Source organism: Spirosoma koreense (assembly GCF_054777875.1).
This window is the reverse complement of the sequence record NZ_BAAHAC010000002.1, coordinates 255,335-273,262: the sequence shown is the minus strand read 5'-3', so window position 1 is coordinate 273,262 and position 17,928 is coordinate 255,335. Positions and strand designations below refer to the sequence as shown.

The 17,928-nt window shown below is 51.4% G+C and carries 19 protein-coding genes; 10 read left to right on the top strand and 9 right to left on the bottom strand.

The genetic code is table 11. From position 1 onward, the window contains the following. Positions 1-103: 103 nt before the first annotated feature. Positions 104-1,714 (top strand): acyl-CoA carboxylase subunit beta, encoded by a 1,611-nt coding sequence (locus ACYVC2_RS01815; protein WP_461100565.1) that lies wholly within the window; start codon positions 104-106, stop codon positions 1,712-1,714. Between the two features lie 31 nt (positions 1,715-1,745). On the opposite strand, the gene ACYVC2_RS01810 is transcribed toward ACYVC2_RS01815, so the two are convergent. From ACYVC2_RS01810 to ACYVC2_RS01780, 7 genes are all read right to left on the bottom strand, one after another. Then, positions 1,746-2,174 (bottom strand): c-type cytochrome, encoded by a 429-nt coding sequence (locus ACYVC2_RS01810; RefSeq protein ID WP_461100564.1) that lies wholly within the window; start codon positions 2,172-2,174, stop codon positions 1,746-1,748. 4 nt (positions 2,175-2,178) lie between these two features. Next, the gene (gldD, locus tag ACYVC2_RS01805; RefSeq protein ID WP_461100563.1) at positions 2,179-2,775 is read right to left on the bottom strand and encodes a gliding motility lipoprotein GldD; all 597 of its coding nucleotides are present in this window, start codon (positions 2,773-2,775) and stop codon (positions 2,179-2,181) included. 92 nt (positions 2,776-2,867) lie between these two features. After that, a complete protein-coding gene (locus ACYVC2_RS01800) occupies positions 2,868-3,158 on the bottom strand; it encodes a hypothetical protein (protein ID WP_461100562.1) in 291 nt (96 codons plus the stop codon). Positions 3,159-3,319: 161 nt separating this feature from the next. Beyond that, positions 3,320-4,099: a TIGR00266 family protein gene (locus tag ACYVC2_RS01795; protein WP_461100561.1), complete on the bottom strand. Its 780-nt coding sequence runs from the start codon at positions 4,097-4,099 to the stop codon at positions 3,320-3,322. A gap of 137 nt (positions 4,100-4,236) precedes the next feature. Then, positions 4,237-4,527 (bottom strand): hypothetical protein, encoded by a 291-nt coding sequence (locus ACYVC2_RS01790; protein ID WP_461100560.1) that lies wholly within the window; start codon positions 4,525-4,527, stop codon positions 4,237-4,239. Between the two features lie 90 nt (positions 4,528-4,617). Further along, positions 4,618-6,159, bottom strand: a complete 1,542-nt coding sequence (gltX, locus tag ACYVC2_RS01785) for a glutamate--tRNA ligase (RefSeq protein WP_461100559.1) — start codon at positions 6,157-6,159, stop codon at positions 4,618-4,620. An 81-nt stretch (positions 6,160-6,240) separates the two neighbouring features. Continuing rightward, entirely contained in the window at positions 6,241-6,609 is a 369-nt protein-coding gene (locus tag ACYVC2_RS01780) for a Rid family detoxifying hydrolase (RefSeq protein WP_461100558.1), read from the bottom strand. Between the two features lie 123 nt (positions 6,610-6,732). Here ACYVC2_RS01780 and ACYVC2_RS01775 point away from each other — a divergent pair, with 123 nt between their 5' ends. From ACYVC2_RS01775 to ACYVC2_RS01740, 8 genes are all read left to right on the top strand, one after another. Continuing rightward, positions 6,733-7,887 (top strand): App1 family protein, encoded by a 1,155-nt coding sequence (locus ACYVC2_RS01775; protein WP_461100557.1) that lies wholly within the window; start codon positions 6,733-6,735, stop codon positions 7,885-7,887. Between the two features lie 206 nt (positions 7,888-8,093). Further along, complete coding sequence (locus tag ACYVC2_RS01770; protein ID WP_461100556.1) at positions 8,094-8,933, top strand: hypothetical protein; 840 nt, start codon at positions 8,094-8,096, stop codon at positions 8,931-8,933. Between the two features lie 88 nt (positions 8,934-9,021). Further along, positions 9,022-9,600, top strand: coding sequence for an RNA polymerase sigma factor (locus ACYVC2_RS01765; RefSeq protein WP_461100555.1), 579 nt, complete (start codon positions 9,022-9,024; stop codon positions 9,598-9,600). Continuing rightward, the gene (locus ACYVC2_RS01760) at positions 9,581-11,182 is read left to right on the top strand and encodes a porin family protein (protein ID WP_461100554.1); all 1,602 of its coding nucleotides are present in this window, start codon (positions 9,581-9,583) and stop codon (positions 11,180-11,182) included. The genes ACYVC2_RS01765 and ACYVC2_RS01760 overlap by 20 nt, the downstream gene beginning before the upstream one ends. 77 nt (positions 11,183-11,259) lie before the next feature. Then, positions 11,260-11,784 carry a QcrA and Rieske domain-containing protein gene (locus ACYVC2_RS01755; protein ID WP_461100553.1) on the top strand — a complete coding sequence of 175 codons (525 nt, stop codon included), beginning with the start codon at positions 11,260-11,262 and terminating at the stop codon, positions 11,782-11,784. 17 nt (positions 11,785-11,801) lie between these two features. Continuing rightward, positions 11,802-12,485 (top strand): hypothetical protein, encoded by a 684-nt coding sequence (locus ACYVC2_RS01750; protein WP_461100552.1) that lies wholly within the window; start codon positions 11,802-11,804, stop codon positions 12,483-12,485. A gap of 4 nt (positions 12,486-12,489) precedes the next feature. Next, entirely contained in the window at positions 12,490-13,050 is a 561-nt protein-coding gene (locus ACYVC2_RS01745) for a YceI family protein (protein WP_461100551.1), read from the top strand. Between the two features lie 71 nt (positions 13,051-13,121). Beyond that, positions 13,122-14,612, top strand: a complete 1,491-nt coding sequence (locus tag ACYVC2_RS01740; RefSeq protein WP_461100550.1) for a serine hydrolase — start codon at positions 13,122-13,124, stop codon at positions 14,610-14,612. A gap of 37 nt (positions 14,613-14,649) precedes the next feature. Here the strand turns inward: ACYVC2_RS01740 and ACYVC2_RS01735 are convergent, their stop codons facing one another. Together ACYVC2_RS01735 and dnaN are read right to left on the bottom strand one after the other, a co-directional pair. After that, positions 14,650-15,906, bottom strand: coding sequence for a TCR/Tet family MFS transporter (locus tag ACYVC2_RS01735; RefSeq protein WP_461100549.1), 1,257 nt, complete (start codon positions 15,904-15,906; stop codon positions 14,650-14,652). 95 nt (positions 15,907-16,001) lie between these two features. Further along, positions 16,002-17,138 (bottom strand): DNA polymerase III subunit beta, encoded by a 1,137-nt coding sequence (dnaN, locus tag ACYVC2_RS01730; RefSeq protein WP_461100548.1) that lies wholly within the window; start codon positions 17,136-17,138, stop codon positions 16,002-16,004. A 194-nt stretch (positions 17,139-17,332) separates the two neighbouring features. Between dnaN and ACYVC2_RS01725 the strand changes: the two genes are divergently transcribed. Beyond that, positions 17,333-17,845, top strand: a complete 513-nt coding sequence (locus tag ACYVC2_RS01725) for a DUF2480 family protein (protein WP_461100547.1) — start codon at positions 17,333-17,335, stop codon at positions 17,843-17,845. Positions 17,846-17,928: the final 83 nt, after the last annotated feature.

Here is a 17,928-nt window from a genome sequence, read left to right as displayed (position 1 = left end):
TACAGTGAACCTTCGATAAAGCAACTCGTCAGAACAGGATAGCCTCAGCGTGCTGCCATTGGCGGTTTACCAGACAATACTATATGGGCTCTATTGTGTTCTCATGCAAGCTTACCTCGACGAACTAACGCAACGTGCCGGCCTGACCAAGATGGGGGGCGGCCAAAAAAGAATCGACGATCAGCACCGTAAAGGCAAACTCAGTGCCCGCGAACGCATTGATTATCTGACCGATGCCGGCAAACCTTTTGTAGAAATCGGTTTGTTTGCAGGAGAGGGTATGTATGCTGAACACGGCGGTTGCCCGGCGGGCGGAGTGGTCGTTGGCATCGGGTACGTGTCGGGACGCCAGTGTGTGATTGTCGCAAACGATGCCACGGTGAAAGCAGGGGCCTGGTTTCCTATTACTGCGAAGAAAAATCTTCGGGCGCAGGAAATCGCCATGGAAAATCGTCTCCCGATCATTTATCTGGTCGATAGCGCAGGCGTTTATTTACCCTTACAGGATGAGGTTTTTGCCGACAAAGATCACTTCGGGCGTACGTTTCGTAACAATGCGCAACTCTCGGCAATGGGTATTTTGCAGGTGGCTGCCATTATGGGAAGCTGTGTGGCGGGTGGCGCTTATTTGCCCATCATGTCGGACGAAGCGCTGATCGTAGAAGGTACGGGATCTATTTTTCTGGCTGGACCTTATCTGGTCAAAGCCTCGATCGGCGAAGACGTAGATGCTGAAACTCTCGGCGGAGCCACTACCCAGACCGATATTTCGGGAGTTGTCGATAATAAATACCCAGACGATAAAAGCTGCCTGGATGCAATAAAGCGCATTTTTGATAAAACCGGTCAGTCCGAACGGGCTGGTTTCGATCGCGTGGTTCCACAGCCGCCGACAAAAGATCCGGCAGATATCTACCAGATCCTCCCACTTGACCGGGTGAAGCCTTATGATATGAATGAAATCATAAGCCGACTTGTGGATAACTCGAATTTCGATGCTTATAAACCCGGTTATGGGCAGTCGCTGATCTGCGGATATGCCCGTATCGACGGCTGGGCGGTAGGTATCGTTGCCAATCAGCGAAAAGTGGTAAAGGCAAAAGGGAGAACCGGCCAGCCCGTCGAGATGCAGATGGGCGGGGTCATTTATGGCGATGCGGCCGACAAAGCGGCTCGATTCATCATGAATTGCAACCAGAAACGAATTCCACTGCTATTTCTACAGGATGTGTCGGGCTTTATGGTCGGTAGCCGGGCCGAACAGGGCGGCATCATCAAAGACGGCGCCAAAATGGTGAGCGCGATGGCGAACTCGGTAGTGCCTAAATTTACCGTTGTGGTCGGAAATTCGTATGGTGCCGGTAATTACGCCATGTGTGGAAAAGCCTACGATCCGCGACTGATGCTTGCCTGGCCAACGGCTCAGATGGCTGTCATGAGCGGAGCCTCCGCGGCAAAAACGTTGCTCCAGATTCAGGTAGCAGCGCAGAAAGCTAAAGGACAACCCTTAACCCCTGAAGAAGAACAGGCCCAGCTAAACAAAATTACCGAGCAATACAACGCGCAGCTCTCGCCTTATTACGCAGCGGCCCGGCTGTGGGTCGATGCCGTCATTGATCCGCTCCAGACCCGGCAGATCATCTCAGAAGGGATCGCGGCTGCCAATCACGCGCCCATTACCAAACCCTTTTCGGTAGGCATTATTCAGACGTAGTAGCGCTCTGGTTCGCTGGAGCAATTCGGGCTTATTTGGTAGCCCGGGTTGTCTTTACTTCATCGGCGGTGATGGCGTCCGCTTTGTTTCCGAAGTTGCTTCGGATGTATGTCAATACGTCTGCAATCTGGGTGTCCGTCAGGAAATCGTGAGCGGGCATGGCATTGTCGTACGCGTCGCCTTCGACCTCATGCCCCTGCAATCCTTTCAGCACAACGTTGATCAGCCGGGTTTTATCGCCCAATACCCAGTCGGTATTCCGTAGTGGTGGGTTTAGATTCGGTACGCCCGACCCGTTGGCCTGATGGCAGGTCAGACAATTTTGTTCGTAGACGATCTGACCGGCTGATTTGATTGCCGTCGCATCGGGTTTCGGCGGGGCTTTGACCGCGGGTTTTTTTGTCTGTGCCAAAGCGGTCGATAAGACCAGGCAAGCGAAAAGAGTAAAAAAAGCTTTCATGAGATCAAGGCTGTTTTCGCCATTTCAGCGTGTTGAGTAAATGTAAAATGTCTTTACGAATGTACTGAATAATAGGCTGTAGAGAGTCATTCTCGGTCGCCGTGTTAAAATACAGGGCTCCCCGCAAAAAATTCGTGGTCGAATCGGTAGTGATAAACTGTACCTGGCTGGGCACCTCACCCGAGAGATCAATCAGACTGGCTTCCAGACCGGATGATTTGAGCCGGATTTTTCGCTCTTCGATGGCCGACGCTTTGATGTTATGGCGGGTTGCCAGTTTATACGAATCGTCGAGTATAGCGCGCAGCCGGTTGATGTCGTGCCGAATTGGCTTATAAGTAAGCTGAACGCTGGCGTGATAAGCGGGGTAATTGATGAAAATCCAGTGGGGCTCCGATCGGGCAAACGTATCGGGCAAAATCCGGGCGATCTTGTTGTACTCGAACTGATAGGGGTGAGTCGGTTCGAGAAGCGTATAGCTGGGTGTGGGTAAATCAAAACGCGGGAATCCCTTGGGCTTAGGAACATAATTATCGGATGAACTACTTCCGCAGGCTGCCGTAATTAAACCAATCAACAATACGAGTGAGTATTTTACCACAACGGATCAGGCTAAGAATCGAATGAACAAAGAAAACAACGAAAAAGCCCAGCGTTTTGGTGCCAGGCTCATTCTATATTCCTTATACGGAGCTATGCATTCACATCTTCGAGTTGCTCCTGCCGTACGGGCTGACCCATCAGTGTAGCAAATCGATTGATATTGAACGTTGGCTCAAACCAGACTTCGCCCATCACAGGGTGTTTTACGGGGACTTCAGGATTTTGAATCTCATTCAATAATACACCAGTCTCGCCCGTTGTGTGTCGTTTTACCTGACGGATAGTATAAAGCTGATCGCGCTTGGGTGTTTGTACGCCAAACTCGGCGTAAAAAGCCAGCACAGGTGCCGGAAAACTATCATTCGTGCAAATAACTTCCATCTAAACCGGGATTTATTTGATTTGACTGATTAACATGATTTTAAGGCAAAAAGTCTCGTATCAGACTCAATTCTTATGATAAAAGTCCTGGAGTTGAATAACATCATCATCAGCTATTGATCTTGATGGTCAGTGTAATCCCCAAAATCCTGGTTTAGATACTAGTCCTCGAACAAGTTTCCCAGCTGACCCAATACAGATCCGCTTTCTTTGTGAGCCTGGGCACCGTTGGGCGACAGGCGCTGTACGAGTTTGGAGATCGGCATCGATTGAATCCAGACTTTGCCCGATCCGCGAAGCGTGGCCAGAAACAGACCTTCGCCACCAAATACCATACTTCGCAGACCACCCGCCCGCTGAATGTCGAAATTGATGCTTGGCTCGAAACCAACGACACAACCCGTATCAACGCGCAGGGTTTCGTTGTTGAGCGTCCGTTCGATCACTACTCCACCGGCGTGAATGAACGCCATTCCGTCGCCCTGTACTTTTTCCAGAATGAAGCCTTCACCACCAAAAAAACCGGAACCCAGGCGCTGATTGAACTGAATGCTTAGTTTAGTGCCCAGCGCAGCGCACAGGAAAGCGTCTTTCTGCACAATGAGTGTATTGCCGTATATATTGGCCAGATTGACAGGCATGACCGTACCGGGATAGGGTGCTGCAAAAGCGACCTTACGCTTGCCAACACCCCGATTGGTAAAGTGCGTCATGAACAACGACTCGCCCATGATCATGCGTGATCCGGCTTGCAGCAGTTTGCCCAGAAAGCCCTGGTCCGGCTGAGAACCATCGCCCATTTTGGTTTCGAACGAAATGCCATCTTCCATAAACAGCATCGAACCAGCCTCTGCAATGACCGTTTCGTTCGGGTCTAATTCAATCTCGACAATCTGAATGTCTTCACCAATAATTTTGTAGTCGATTTCGTGAGAATACATGACGGTAGTCGTTTGGGTTAGTCGTTGCTCGTTTCGATGAACGAAAACTACGGAAACCTGTGCATTTTGCCCATAAAATTTCGTACAAACGGCATTAAAAATGCCCGACCGGGCTTTAAACGGGTCGGGCAGTCAAGTCAGCGTTGGTTGATATCGTCGGGCAGGTCGTTGTCCGTCTCATCGAACAAATGCTCGTCGTCCGATTCGGGCTCGTCCTCTTCTGATTCAGCTTCCCCTTTCAGGTTCAGATCGGTCCGGTGTCGCAATTTTTTATCGTCAACCGTTTTATTGAGAAATTGATTGATCTTGTCGATGTCGAAGCTCGTGGTGATTTCACCAAAGGAGTTGATCTGAATATCGAAACCTTCGAGTTCTTTATGAACGCGCGGTTTATCGTTTTCGTCAGGGTTCGTTTTTTTCTTAGCCATGAGTTCAGAGTTTAAGCCAGGCCACAAAAAGCTCCTGAAAAGTTTGATTCATGTCCTGTTTAGCGTATAACTGTAAAATGCCTGTAGAGGTTAGTTGGCAGGTATGCCCAATGTCGCAATTGCTTTTTCCAGCCGGCTAATGGTTTCGTCTCTACCGATAATTTCCATCGTCAGCATCAGGTCGGGACCAGCCCCTGAACCCGTTAGGGCCAGCCGCATGGCCTGCATGATTTTGCCCTGTTTAATGCCTGCCTGCTGCATAGCGTCGGACAGCGTATGCTTGATGGTATCGGCTAGATACTCGCCGTCGAACGTCTGCAACGCATCGCGAAAAACCGTCACGGCCCGAACGGCATCCGCGTTCCACTTGGCAACGGCCACACTTTCGTCGTAGGTAGTCGGTGCATTGAAAATGGTGTTGGCTTCGGTAAAAATTTCCCGGGCGAAATTCACCCGACCTTTCAGCAGCGCTGCGATCTTTTCGGCTTTCTCCATCGAACACGTAAACCCGGCCGCTTCGGCCTGTTGTTGCACTGCAGGAGCTAGCTCCGCATCGGGACGCTGCCGGATATATTGGTGGTTGAACCACTGCGCTTTCTGGATATCGAATCGGGCGCCAGCTTTGTGTACCTGAGCCAGATCGAAACTGGCAATCAGTTCATCCATCGTAAACAATTCCTGCTCGGTGCCGGGGTTCCAGCCCAGAAGCGCCAGAAAGTTAACCGTAGCTTCGGGCAGATAGCCGTCTTCGCGGAAACCGCGCGCTACCTGACCCGTAACAGGATCGGTCCACTGTAACGGAAAAATCGGGAAGCCGCCCAGATCGGCGTCGCGTTTGCTGAGCTTACCGTTGCCTTCGGGCTTCAGCAGGAGCGGCAGATGCGCAAACTGGGGCATAGTGGCTTCCCAGCCCAGATACCGGTATAGCAGCACGTGCAGCGGTGCCGACGGCAGCCATTCCTCCCCCCGGATGACGTGAGTAATCCCCATCAGGTGGTCGTCGACAATATTCGCCAGGTGATACGTCGGTAGTCCGTCGGACTTCAACAGTACTTTGTCGTCGATAGCCGATGAATGAACATTGACCCAGCCCCGAATAAGGTCATTCAACCGTACTTCTTCCTTGCGCGGGGTTTTTAACCGAATGACAAACGGCTCACCCGATTCAATTCGCGAACGTACGTCGTCGGCGCTCATCGTCAGTGAGTTGCGCATCTGCATACGCGTGATCGAGTTATACTGGGCCGCCGGCGCATTGGCTTCTTCGAGTCGTTTGCGCATGGCATCCAGCTCTTCGGCGGTATCGAAAGCATAATACGCCTTGTTCTCGTCGACGAGCCGCTGGGCTTCTTTCTGATAGATATCTTTCCGTTCCGATTGGCGGTAGGGCGCATTGGGTCCGCCAACTCCTTGCCCTTCATCGATCTGGATACCCACCCAGCGCAACGATTCCAGAATGTAATCTTCGGCGCCTGGCACAAACCGATTCTGGTCGGTATCTTCAATGCGCAGCAGCATCTGACCGCCCATTTTTCGGGCAAACAAGTAATTGAAAAGAGCGGTACGCACGCCACCGATGTGCAGTGGACCCGTAGGGCTAGGTGCGAAACGAACGCGAACAGGAGTTGACATAAGATTTTTAACAGAGCGAATGAGTGAACAGTATAGGGACCGATACGGTTTTTGCCCTCGTTCACTCCAATTGTTTTACGCTCATTGAATAGCGATTACTGAAATTTCAACATTAACATCTTTCGGCAGGCGAGCAACTTCTACGGTTTCGCGGGCGGGCGGTTCGGCCGTGAAAAACTGACCGTATACCTCATTGATGGCTGCAAAGTCGTTCATGTCTTTTACAAAAATGGTGCTCTTGACAATGTTCGTGTACTCCAGATCGGCGGCTTTCAGAATAGCGCCGATGTTTTCCATGACCTTTTTCGTTTCAGCCCGAATATCACCCTGGCCAGCCAGCTCGATGGCTACCTGACCCGAAACGAACACCATTCCATTGGCTTTAACGGCCTGGCTATAAGGCCCGATCGGCGCTGGAGCCTGCTCGGTATAAACAATTTCTTTGTTCATGGTTTTACTAGTCGACGGACGACGGTTGACTTTCGCCCCAAAGTTACCATAAACCCCGGTAAGCCCGGCAGAGAATCTCGACCAAATCGGCTTGTCGGCCTATTCCGCTTTGTCTCCTTGCTTATGACTACCTGGAAAGACTGGCTCACCACGGCCACCGCCGATGCGGAAACGCAGTTCAATAAACTAAAGACCCACCTATTTAAACGACTCGATTCGGAGAAGCCTTATCGAATCATCTATTATCGAGGCTTTGGGAGTCCCACATCCGTCTGGCTCAAAGGGCGTGTGCTGCGGCAGCAGGACCTGAGTACGCCCAGTGATAACGACACACTGTGGCAAAATTTACTAGCCACCTACGAACGGTTCGGCAGTGAAGAAGTCGGCGGGGTAACTGTCCGGATTGAGGCATTCGGTCAGGCGTATTCCACCATAACCGACCCAGAAGGCTATTTTGACCTGACGATCAATCCGCCGGATAACCTCCCTCCGGGGAGGGCCTGGTTTCCGGTCCGGTATTCACTGGAAGGAATCAGTCAGCCAGCTACAGAACTGACCATCGGCCAGGCAGCCGGCCAATCGGTGAGTAAAGATGGGTATCTGATGATTGCGCCACCTTACAGCCAGTTTGGGGTCATTTCAGATATCGATGATACAGTTCTGGTAACCGACGCTACCAACTTGCTTCAGACGGCCCGGCTGACGTTTCTGGGTAATGCCTATACGCGGCTCCCCTTCGCCGGAATTGCGGCCTTCTACCGAGCTTTACAAAGCGGCCCCGTCACAACGCTCTTCAACCCCATTTATTTTGTGTCGAGCAGCCCCTGGAATTTGTACGATCTGCTGGTCGATTTTTTTCGGATTCAGGGCATTCCCAAAGGACCGTTGTTACTACGTGATTTCAGTATGAACCTTAACCTGCTGTCGTCTGAGGGGCATCATACCCACAAACTGGCAATGATCCGGAAAATACTGGATGTGAATCCGCAGCTACCGTTTGTGCTTATTGGCGACAGTGGTCAGCAGGACCCGGAAATTTATGCGCAGATCGTGAAAGAGCATCCCGGCCGGATTCGGGCTATTTACATCCGGGATGTCTCGGAAGATCGGCGGGACGAAGCTGTGCGGGAGCTTATTCGCACTACCGAAAGCTACAACGTACCGATGCTGCTGGTGACCGATACCGTTGCGGCCGCTGAGCATGCAGCTTCCATTGGCCTGATCGATTCCGACACGATCCCTGAAATCCGGGCCGACCGTCGGGCAGACAAGGAATAAGAACCCTTATAGTGACGCGAACGGAAACCCGCGATTTTAGGCTACTGATCATGGTTTTCACCCACATCACCTACGAACTGAGTAAAATTATATAGGTAACTACATTATTTTTTTCGACTCACGCAACCCTTTTTCAACACCCTCCGTATTGACGGACGAACCGGTTCAACTGTTCTTTTTCTCACTTTAAAAACACAGTTGATAATATGAACTCGTCCTTTTTCGCTAGTCGCCTGCTGGTGGTAACAGCTCTGCTGGTGGTAGCCTTGTTGGGCTGTAATGAGGAGAATCCAACGACGGTGCCAACGCTGGCACTCAGGACTACCTCGCTCGGTGAAGTGATTACCGGTGATAACGGTAAAACACTATACGTATTTGCCCCCGATGTAACCGGCGCTTCGAGTTGCACAGGGACCTGCAAAGACACCTGGCCTGTCTATTACAGCGCAACACCTACGATCGGCGGTGGGCTAAAAGCATCGGACTTTGCGACCATTACCCGTGCCGATGGCGACAAACAAACGACCTACAAAGGCTGGCCGCTTTATTATTTCAAAAACGATGCGCAGGCTGGTGATGTACTGGGCGAAGGTATCGGCAATGTCTGGTCGGTGGCCAAGGCCCACTATACAGTGATGCTCGCATCGGCGCAACTGGTCGGTAATGACGGAAAAAATTATACGTTCGATACGAAAGAAGGCGTTGGTAATTCAATCTTTCTGGTCGACAGCGTTGGGCGTACGCTCTATGCGTTTGCGCCCGACAAGTTCAACAAGAATACCTATACGAAAGCTGATTTGAGTAACAATGCTACCTGGCCTATTTTCGAAACATCGGCCAAAGTCGGTGATCTACCATCGAAACTGACTAAGTCGGATTTTGCTACGATTACGGCAGTTGGCAAAACACAACTGACTTATAAAGGCTGGCCGTTGTATTATTTCGGGTCCGATGCTGGCCAGCGCGGAGCTACCAAAGGTGTTAGTGTACCAAGACCGGGTGTATGGCCTGTTGTAAACAATACGTCGCCTATAGCACCAAATTAGTTGAGTATTATTGCTTAAAAGTTTAGTAACTTGTTGTCGCCGAAAGCTTAGTTGACGTCGGTATAAACGAGTACCATTACGCAGTTCAATGTCCAACGCTCCGAACATACCTGCCCTGTCTGATTTGCTGGCTGGTTGCCTGCGCAACCAGCGGCAAAGCCAGGAATTGCTATACCGGCAGTTCTACGGGTATGCCATGAGTATCTGCCTACGCTACGTATCGACCCGTGAGGGCGCTCTGGAAGTGCTTAACGATGGGTTTCTAAAAGTCTTTACGCGTCTGGACCAGTACGACCCGGCTCAACCCTTCAAAGGTTGGCTCCGGCGTATACTGATCAATACGGCGGTGGACCACTACCGGCAGGAAGTCCGTCATCATCATTACGACGATGTCGAAAAGGTTGAGCATACGGCTGCGTCCGAATCGGCCGATGGGCTGAGTCAGCTGGCCCACGAAGACTTGCTGGCTTTAATCCAGCGGTTGTCGCCCTCCTACCGGTTAGTTTTTAATTTGTATGTGATGGATGGCTTCACACACGACGAAATTGCCACTCAGCTCGGCATTTCAGTGGGTGCTTCGAAGTCGAACCTGGCCCGGGCCCGGGAGAATCTGCGCTTGTTACTGAAGCAATTAAATTACGATGAGTATGTCAGAGCTAACCGATGACCAATTGGACGGGCTCTTCAGAAAGTCGGCTGAAGAGTTCGATCCCCCGTTTGATCCTGCTGCCTGGCGAGACATGAAAACTCGCCTGGATGCCAGCGACCGTACGGTTGGGGTGCCGTTTTGGAAAAAAATGCTCCGCTGGGGATTGCCAATTGGGCTGCTTTTGCTGTTAAGTGGTGGTGGCTGGTATGCCTATCGCAGGACGAATCCGGGAACGGTTAAGTCTGTTTCGCGGGCCATGATCGCTTCGCGACCGACGATAAACCGAATCGAGAGTCAGCCTCCGCCAGTCGAAAAAACGCAAACCACTGAAAATGAACCCGCACGAACGACGACAGCCGACTTGAAAGAGTCTGGTGCAGATGCCGTTCAGCAATCGACCGAGTCACGTGCGTCGGTTGCTGAACGCATCCGGTCGGAAAAGCGGGTCGGTAATTCAGCGGCAGAACAGCCTACGAACTCGGCTTTAGGATCAGAAATTGCAACGAAACACCGCCCTGGGACGTATGGACTCGAAACAGATCGGAAGGAACTGGACGAAGAACGGGTTGCTGCATCAGGTATCGCGACTCGTACGACCGGACCAATGACGAAGGCTAATCGGCAAAGCAAGGTAGGGTTGAATACAAAGCGGACAAGCCGGAAGCAACGCAGGACAACCGTAGACGGTTTTGGTCTGGCGGCTATAGAAACGGCCTATCCGACCGCAACTTCTTCATCGGTTCGTCAACGACGTAAGGAGATGGAATCAGCAGGTTCACCAAAGGGAATTCGTGATCTGAGCTTGGCGAACCAGCTAAACACCACGGGCACAACGGTCAACGAAATAGGTGCTGTTCCTTTACCACCTGTGTCGGAACTGCAGGCTCGGTCCGGAAAATGGCCCAGATGGTCTGCCTTTACAAACCGGGATGTTACTGCCAACCCCGATACAAGCGTGAGTCGGATTACGCCGAAGGCTGCTTCACAACGAGGGCTGAGTATTCGGGCGATCGTATCTCCGGATTTGAGCACGATCGGGTTAAAAAACTTCGAGAAGCCTGGAACGAACGTGGGGTTATTGCTGGAGTACAGAATCGCTTCGCGCTGGAGCGTGCAGGCGGGCGTCATGCAAAGCACGAAAGTATACCGGGCGCTGTCAGGCGACTATCCTATGCCACCAGCGGGTACCTGGGGTGGGTATCTAAAGCCCGAAAGTGTGGATGGTCGTTGTAACATGCTGGATATACCGATTAACCTGCGTTATGACGTCATTATCCGTTCGCAGAGGGATGGGCAGCTAATTAACCGGTGGTTCGTGAGCGGGGGCGCAACGAGTTATATTATGAATCAGGAGCGTTACACATATAACTATGCGTATTCCCCCCATAATTATCAGCGGACTGATACGACTGCCAGCACCGGAGGCTACGGATTCAGTAATGTAAACTTCTCGCTGGGTTACGAACGTGGTGTAAGCAAACGCTTATCGCTGCAACTGGAGCCATTTATGAAAGTACCGCTACAGGGCGTTGGCTATTTCAAAGTACGCCTGATTAGCACGGGAGCCTTCTTCTCGATACGCTATAAGCTTTCTAAGTAATGACCAACCTATGATGAAAGTCGATGAATACAACCTGTTTTTTTTAATCTGTGTAACTACATCAAATGCCTAATCTTATGAAAGCCAATCCAACGAATGACCAGATGAATCGGGGAGAATTTTTGCGTAACCTTGGCTTAAGCAGCGCAACGCTTATGGCATTCTATTGCATGGGAACGACGCTGACCTCCTGCTCAAAAGGAAGCAGTGATCCAACGCCGACGCCCTCCACCGGCACAAACCCTACTACCGGAGCCGGATTTACCGGAAACGCTGATACCTCAAAAGGAGCCATCAATTTTACGCTCGACCTAACCAACAGTACCTACAATAAACTAAAAACGGCTGGTCAGTACGTCATTGTCGGTAGCCTGATCGTGGCGAAAGCGAAGAGTGGTTCGCTGATCGCGCTGTCTAAAACCTGTACTCACGAAGGAACGGAAGTTCAGTACCGGTCTGCGCAGGACGATATCTATTGCCCAAACCACGGGTCTGAGTACAGTACAACGGGCGCTGTGGAAGTTGGCCCGGCCAGCCGACCGCTGACGCAGTATAAGACGTCGCTCAGTACCGACGGAAATACCCTGACTGTAACTGCTTAATTTTTAGCTCGATCCTGATGAAATACGTGTTTTGGATTACCCTGCTATGGTTTGGCACCAGTAGCCTCCGTGCTCAGGATTCGACGGCTGTTCGTCGGGATACGGTAATTGCACCGGCTGCCAAGGACAATTCCGCCGATGACCTGCTGGCCGGGCTGACCGATTCGACGGAGACACAGCCGTTATTACCCCATAAAATGCTCTTTACCCAACGTGCTTTCTGGGGACCAAAGGGGTTGCTTCGGACGATGAAAATTGCTCCGCTTACCTCCGAAGGGCGCATCAATGAATTGAAAGTTCGGCGGACAATGCTCGTAACCCACCAGATTACCGGGTTCGTTACGCTGGCTGGGTTCGTGGCGCAGGGTATACTGGGCGCTAAACTGTATAACGCCAAAGGACAGGATTACGTCGATATCAAGAAATGGCATGAGCGTTCGGCTGCGTTCATTAACGTCTCGTACGGAACCACCCTGGTGCTGGCGCTTACGACTCCACCACCAATTATCGGTCCCAGAAAAGGATTCACGACCATTAAGCTGCATAAGTATCTGGCAATCGTTCACCTGACGGGTATGGTAGCTACCAATATTCTGGCACACATGATCGATCAGAATCCGGAGCTGAAGCCGGTTCACCGGGCGGCCGCTTACACTACTTTCGGCGCCTTTGCCGCTTCGATTATTGCCTTAAAATTCTAAGCATATGAAAAACTATTGGATGTTGCATGGCTACTGGCTAGCCATCGGGCTTCTGTGTGCTTTTACGGCCCCGCAGGCGAAGCGTAAGCTGATGGCAGATAAAGCGTTATCGACGGTGATTTACGCGGCCAAACACCCGCTTCATAGCTGGGAAGGCGTCAGTCATGATGTGAACTGCGCCATGCTGTACAACGATGAAACCAAACAACCCGAAAGCATTGCCGTATCGATCAAAGTGGCTTCCTTCGATAGTGACAATAACAATCGGGATTCGCACGCTATGGAAACGCTGGAGGGAATAAAATACCCGAATGTAACTTTCACCAGTTCCGACATCCACGCGGGCGATAATGGTACGCTGGCAGCAAAAGGCACACTGACGTTTCATGGTGTTGCCAAACCAGTCACCCTTCAGGCGACGCACAAGGAAGCGGGCGGGAAAATGACCTTGACGGGCGAGTTTCCGGTCAGTATGAGCGATTACAAAATTGAGCGACCGTCGCTGATGGGTATGAAAACCGAAGACGGCATGATTCTCAAATTTAATGTCGTGTTCAGTCTGTAATATTGCAAAATGGCGTAATGTACCTCAACTTGCTGGTACATTGCGCCATTTGCCATATACCCTGAATACACATGAGGATTATTGCCTTTTTTCTTTTTAACCTAATCACCTTTACCGGATTTACCCAATCCCCTTCTGCCAAACAAATTCAGGAGTTCGACAATTATGTCGAAACTGCGCGTAAACAGTGGAACGTGCCGGGCCTGTCGATTGCTGTCGTTAAAAACAATAAAGTTCTTTTTCGGAAGGGATACGGTGTCCGCGAACTGGGCAAGCCTGACCCGGTCGATACCCAGACCCTGTTTGCCTGCGCATCGACAACCAAAGCTATGACCGTAACCCTGATGGGTATGCTGGTCGATGAGGGTAAACTGGCCTGGGACGATCCGGTGAGTAAGTACCTGCCCGAACTTCAACTGTACGATCCATACGTAACCCGCGAACTCAAAATCCGTGATCTGCTGATCCACGACACGGGTGTTGGTGGCACCGATTTTCTGACGGGAGCCATGACTATTCCGGCTAATGAGATGTTTAAGCGGCTGGCATTGGTCAGACCGAGCTATCCGTTCCGGGCGGGGTTCGTGTATCAGAACACGTTTTATTCGGCCGCTGGGCGGGTTATCGAGCGGATTGTGGGCAAAACCTGGGCTGAATTCCTCAAAGAGCGCATCTTTATACCCCTGGGCATGAACCGAACGGCACCCAAGCGGGGATACATCAAGGACAGTAACCTGACCAAACCGCACTTCGCTATCAACGATACGATCCGGGTCATCGAGTACGGAGCGGATAGCGAAATCGGTTCGGCCGGTGCAGTCTGGTCATCGGCCGACGACATTAGCAAATGGATGATCTGTATGCTCGACAGCGGCAAATACAGCGGTGGGCGTTTACTCAAGCCTCAAACCTGGGCCGAAATGTTTAAACCGCAGACGTTCTTTCCGGAAGACGAATACCCAACCATGCAGATACTAAAGCCCAACTGGCGAACCTACGGCCTGGGTTGGTATCAGCACGATTACAAAGGTCATAAAGTGAATTTTCATACCGGCAGTTTATCAGGTCTGACGGCCATCATCGGGCAAATACCCGACGAAAAACTGGGTGTTTATGTGTTCGGCAATTACGACCACGCGGAGGTGCGCCACGCGCTGATGTACAAAACGTTCGATCTATTTGCGTTGGGCGGCAATCGCGACTGGAGCGCCGAATTCAAAAAGCTGTATGATGGCTTTAAGGAGGAGCACAAAAAAGCCGGGCAGGCTTTTATCGACAAGCGTGTCCCCAACACCGCGCCCTCCCTGCCTTTGGTGGCCTATGCCGGAAGATACACCAGCCCACTGTATGGACAGGCCGAAGTAAACGTACAAGGAAATCAACTGGTGCTCAACGTGAACAATAATAGCCTGAATGCGCGTCTGAGTCACTGGCACTACGACACGTTTTATGGTCCTCTTCAAAAAGCCTGGTATGGCAAAGCATTGGCCCAATTTAGCCTCAATGCGTCAGGACATGTCGCCGGGCTGCTCGTCGACGGAATGGATTTTCGAAAAGAATAGGTGGCTCAAAGCGCAACCTTCAGACGATAGTGCTTTGTCAATCCGCTGAAGGTTGGACCTGGGCTTCAGCGACTGGCATGGTCATTCGCTTTTTAAGACCACGACGAGCCAGAACTGCGCTGATTAAAAACAGGACTGAGCCTAAATAAAAAGGTGCGCCTGGCAGATAAGTCGGTGCTTTGGGCGAGGTGAAATACGAGAAAAGATTCGTCATGATCAGCGGGCCGAAAATAGACGTCGTGCTGGTCAGGCTCGTCAACGCGCCCTGGAGTTCCCCCTGTTCGTTAGCGGGTACCTGATTGGAAATGATTCCCTGAATAGATGGACCGGCAATACCCCCCAATGCATAAACGCTCATAAAGGCAAACAGCATCCAGCTTTGGCTCGCGATGCCCAGCAGCACAAAACCAATGGCGCTGAACGTCAGACCTACATAAACCGCCCGTTGCTGGCCTAGCTTTGGAATAATGATCCGGCTCAGACCGCCCTGCACAATGGCAAACGACAATCCAATAGCTGCCAGCGACAAGCCGACCGTTTTTTCATCCCATTTGAATTTCTCCATCGTGTAGAACGTCCAGGTCCCCTGAACGGCAAAACCAGCGATGTAAATCAGGACCAGCGAAGCGACCATGCCCAGAATAACGGGATACTTACCCAGACGCATCAGGGAGCCAACGGGATTCGCGCGCTTCCAGTCGAAGGGACGACGATTTTCCGGAGCAAGCGACTCCGGGAGGATAAACAAGCCGTACAGGAAATTCACCATCGTCAGACCGGCCGCCACGAAAAAAGGCACACGTGGTCCGTATTGACCTAAAAAGCCACCCATTGCCGGACCCAGGATAAAGCCAACGCCGAAGGCAGCGCCGATCAGCCCGAAGTTTTGGGCCCTCTTTTCGGGTGTGCTGATGTCGGCAATATAAGCGCTGGCGGTGGTGAAACTAGCTCCCGTAATGCCCGCCAGGATTCGCCCGACAAACAGCCACTCGACAGTCGGCGCAAAGCCCTGTAGAATATAATCGAGCCCAAACCCAAACAAAGAAAACAGCAGGACTGGCCGACGGCCGAAGCGGTCGCTGAGCCCGCCCAGTACGGGCGAGAAAACGAACTGCATCAGCGCGTACGAGAACGAGAGCCAGCCCCCGTAACTGGCTGCCTGACTGATGTTGCCATGAATAAGCTGTTCGATCAGTTTCGGAAAAACCGGAATGATAATCCCCAGTCCCGTAACGTCGATGAGTAACGTAATAAAAATAAAAACAAGGGCAGGCGCCGTCCGTTTGGAAGCCATAGACTAAAAAGTGAAGAGTGATGAGTGAAGAGTGATGAATAGCTGGTAAAACGCCGAAGGTATTCATCACTCATCACTCATCACTCTTCACTGACTTATGCGTAGGTATTCAGCATAACTGGCATGACCAGCATCAGAATGTCTTCGTTTTCTTCTTTATCCGCCGGAATAAGCAGACCGGCCCGGTTCGGTGCCGACATTTCGAGCGAGATCATTTTAGCGCTCAGGTTACTCAGCACTTCCGACATCAGTTTGGCGTTGAAACCAATTTCCATCGCGTCGCCGTCGTACTCGCAAAGGAGCTTTTCGTTGGCTTCGTTGGAATAATCCAGATCTTCGGCCGAAATGGTCAGAGACGGTCGACCGCTGTCGTTGGCTTTGAGCGACAGGCGAATCTGGTGCGTTGTGCGGTTGGCGTAAATCATGATCCGCTTCAGCGAGTTGAGCAGATCCGTCCGACCGATCGTCATCACGTTCGGGTTGTTGGTCGGAATGGCGTTTTCGTAATCCGGGAAACGCTCATCGATCAGCCGGCAGATCAGTTTCGTCGGCCCGAAGGTAAACGACGCGTTCGCCTGGCTGAACTCCGCCGTAACCGGTACGTTCTCCGGCAGTGAAGCTTTCAGCAACTGGAGCGCTTTCCGCGGAATAATGATCGAGGTGCTGGCTGAAGAGCCCAGGTCGGTCCGGCGGTAGCGAATCAGCCGGTGGCCATCCGTTGCGACAAACGTAGCGTTGTCGTCGGTCAGTTGCAGCAATACCCCCGTCATAGCAGGCCGCAGATCGTCGGTGCTGGTGGCAAAAACCGTATTGTTGATGGCGCTCAGCAGTACATCGGAGGTCATATCGACCGACATATTTTTGTTGACCGTCGGGAGCTTAGGAAAATCGATCGGATTTTCGCCGGACAGTTTGTAGCGGCCATTGTCGGTCAGAATTTCGGTGCCGAACGTGTCGGTATCGATGTTGATCGTGACAGGCTGTTCGGGCAGGCTGCGGAGCGTATCCAGCAGCAACTTGGCCGGAATGGCAATCGATCCGTTTTCGCTGGCCTCGACCGGAATCTGGGTGGTCATGGTCGTTTGCAGATCCGAAGCGGTTACCGTAAGTGTTCCGTCTTCCAGGCGAAACAGGAAGTTTTCGAGAATCGGAACGATCGGGTTGGTGGCTACGACACCATTAATATGCTGAAGGTTTTTGAGCAGGACAGACGAGGAAACGATAAATTTCATTGGGTCAAGCAGTTAAGACGTTTCGTCATGATAGATAAAAACAAAAGTAGCAAAAAAAGCCGACAGCCTGTGCACGTTTTAGCAGAACCTTTCCATAGCCGGCGACCGTTACATGGGATAATGAATACTGTAAAATGTATAATGGAGCTGATTGACCATTTTACGTTATTCATTATCCATTAGGCATTAAAATCATGGAAACCGAAATCGTTAACCGCGTCGCCAGCAGTGGCCTGATTACGCTCGATCTGGAGGATTATTATCATCCTGGCGAACGGGTAGTGTACGACCTGAAAGACAACCTGTACATGGGTCTGATCCTGAAAGAGAAAGATTTTCGGGCGTTTCTGAAAGAGCACGACTGGAGCCAATACGCCGGTAAAAACGTAGCGATCACCTGCACAGAAGACGCTATTATCCCGACCTGGGCGTATATGTTACTGACGCTTCAGTTGCAGCCCTACGCCCATATGATCGTGTTTGGCACGCTGGCCGATCTGGAAGAAAAACTGTATTTCGACGCCATTGCCCGCATCGACCCTGAAACATACCGCGATGTGCGGGTGGTTGTCAAAGGCTGTTCGAAAGTGCCGGTTCCGATAGCCGCTTATGTCGAGCTGACCCGTGTGCTGAAACCGGTAGTTCAAAGCCTGCTCTTTGGTGAACCCTGCAGTACGGTACCGCTCTACAAACGCCCGAAAGCATAAGGGACTTTTACATGCTTTTAAGAGCCCGTCGCTTAGGTTAGCGACGGGCTTTTTTGTTTCATGTCGATATTACGCCGTATTTT

What these genes read in the sequence shown, in the direction of transcription:
- ACYVC2_RS01815 (WP_461100565.1), top strand. Translation starts at nt 104, where the DNA reads ATGCAAGCTTACCTCGACGAACTAACGCAACGTGCCGGCCTGACCAAG.
- ACYVC2_RS01810 (WP_461100564.1), bottom strand. Translation starts at nt 2,174, where the DNA reads ATGAAAGCTTTTTTTACTCTTTTCGCTTGCCTGGTCTTATCGACCGCT.
- ACYVC2_RS01800 (WP_461100562.1), bottom strand. Translation starts at nt 3,158, where the DNA reads ATGGAAGTTATTTGCACGAATGATAGTTTTCCGGCACCTGTGCTGGCT.
- ACYVC2_RS01795 (WP_461100561.1), bottom strand. Translation starts at nt 4,099, where the DNA reads ATGTATTCTCACGAAATCGACTACAAAATTATTGGTGAAGACATTCAG.
- ACYVC2_RS01790 (WP_461100560.1), bottom strand. Translation starts at nt 4,527, where the DNA reads ATGGCTAAGAAAAAAACGAACCCTGACGAAAACGATAAACCGCGCGTT.
- gltX (WP_461100559.1), bottom strand. Translation starts at nt 6,159, where the DNA reads ATGTCAACTCCTGTTCGCGTTCGTTTCGCACCTAGCCCTACGGGTCCA.
- ACYVC2_RS01780 (WP_461100558.1), bottom strand. Translation starts at nt 6,609, where the DNA reads ATGAACAAAGAAATTGTTTATACCGAGCAGGCTCCAGCGCCGATCGGG.
- ACYVC2_RS01775 (WP_461100557.1), top strand. Translation starts at nt 6,733, where the DNA reads ATGACTACCTGGAAAGACTGGCTCACCACGGCCACCGCCGATGCGGAA.
- ACYVC2_RS01770 (WP_461100556.1), top strand. Translation starts at nt 8,094, where the DNA reads ATGAACTCGTCCTTTTTCGCTAGTCGCCTGCTGGTGGTAACAGCTCTG.
- ACYVC2_RS01765 (WP_461100555.1), top strand. Translation starts at nt 9,022, where the DNA reads ATGTCCAACGCTCCGAACATACCTGCCCTGTCTGATTTGCTGGCTGGT.
- ACYVC2_RS01760 (WP_461100554.1), top strand. Translation starts at nt 9,581, where the DNA reads ATGTCAGAGCTAACCGATGACCAATTGGACGGGCTCTTCAGAAAGTCG.
- ACYVC2_RS01755 (WP_461100553.1), top strand. Translation starts at nt 11,260, where the DNA reads ATGAAAGCCAATCCAACGAATGACCAGATGAATCGGGGAGAATTTTTG.
- ACYVC2_RS01750 (WP_461100552.1), top strand. Translation starts at nt 11,802, where the DNA reads ATGAAATACGTGTTTTGGATTACCCTGCTATGGTTTGGCACCAGTAGC.
- ACYVC2_RS01745 (WP_461100551.1), top strand. Translation starts at nt 12,490, where the DNA reads ATGAAAAACTATTGGATGTTGCATGGCTACTGGCTAGCCATCGGGCTT.
- ACYVC2_RS01740 (WP_461100550.1), top strand. Translation starts at nt 13,122, where the DNA reads ATGAGGATTATTGCCTTTTTTCTTTTTAACCTAATCACCTTTACCGGA.
- ACYVC2_RS01735 (WP_461100549.1), bottom strand. Translation starts at nt 15,906, where the DNA reads ATGGCTTCCAAACGGACGGCGCCTGCCCTTGTTTTTATTTTTATTACG.
- dnaN (WP_461100548.1), bottom strand. Translation starts at nt 17,138, where the DNA reads ATGAAATTTATCGTTTCCTCGTCTGTCCTGCTCAAAAACCTTCAGCAT.
- ACYVC2_RS01725 (WP_461100547.1), top strand. Translation starts at nt 17,333, where the DNA reads ATGGAAACCGAAATCGTTAACCGCGTCGCCAGCAGTGGCCTGATTACG.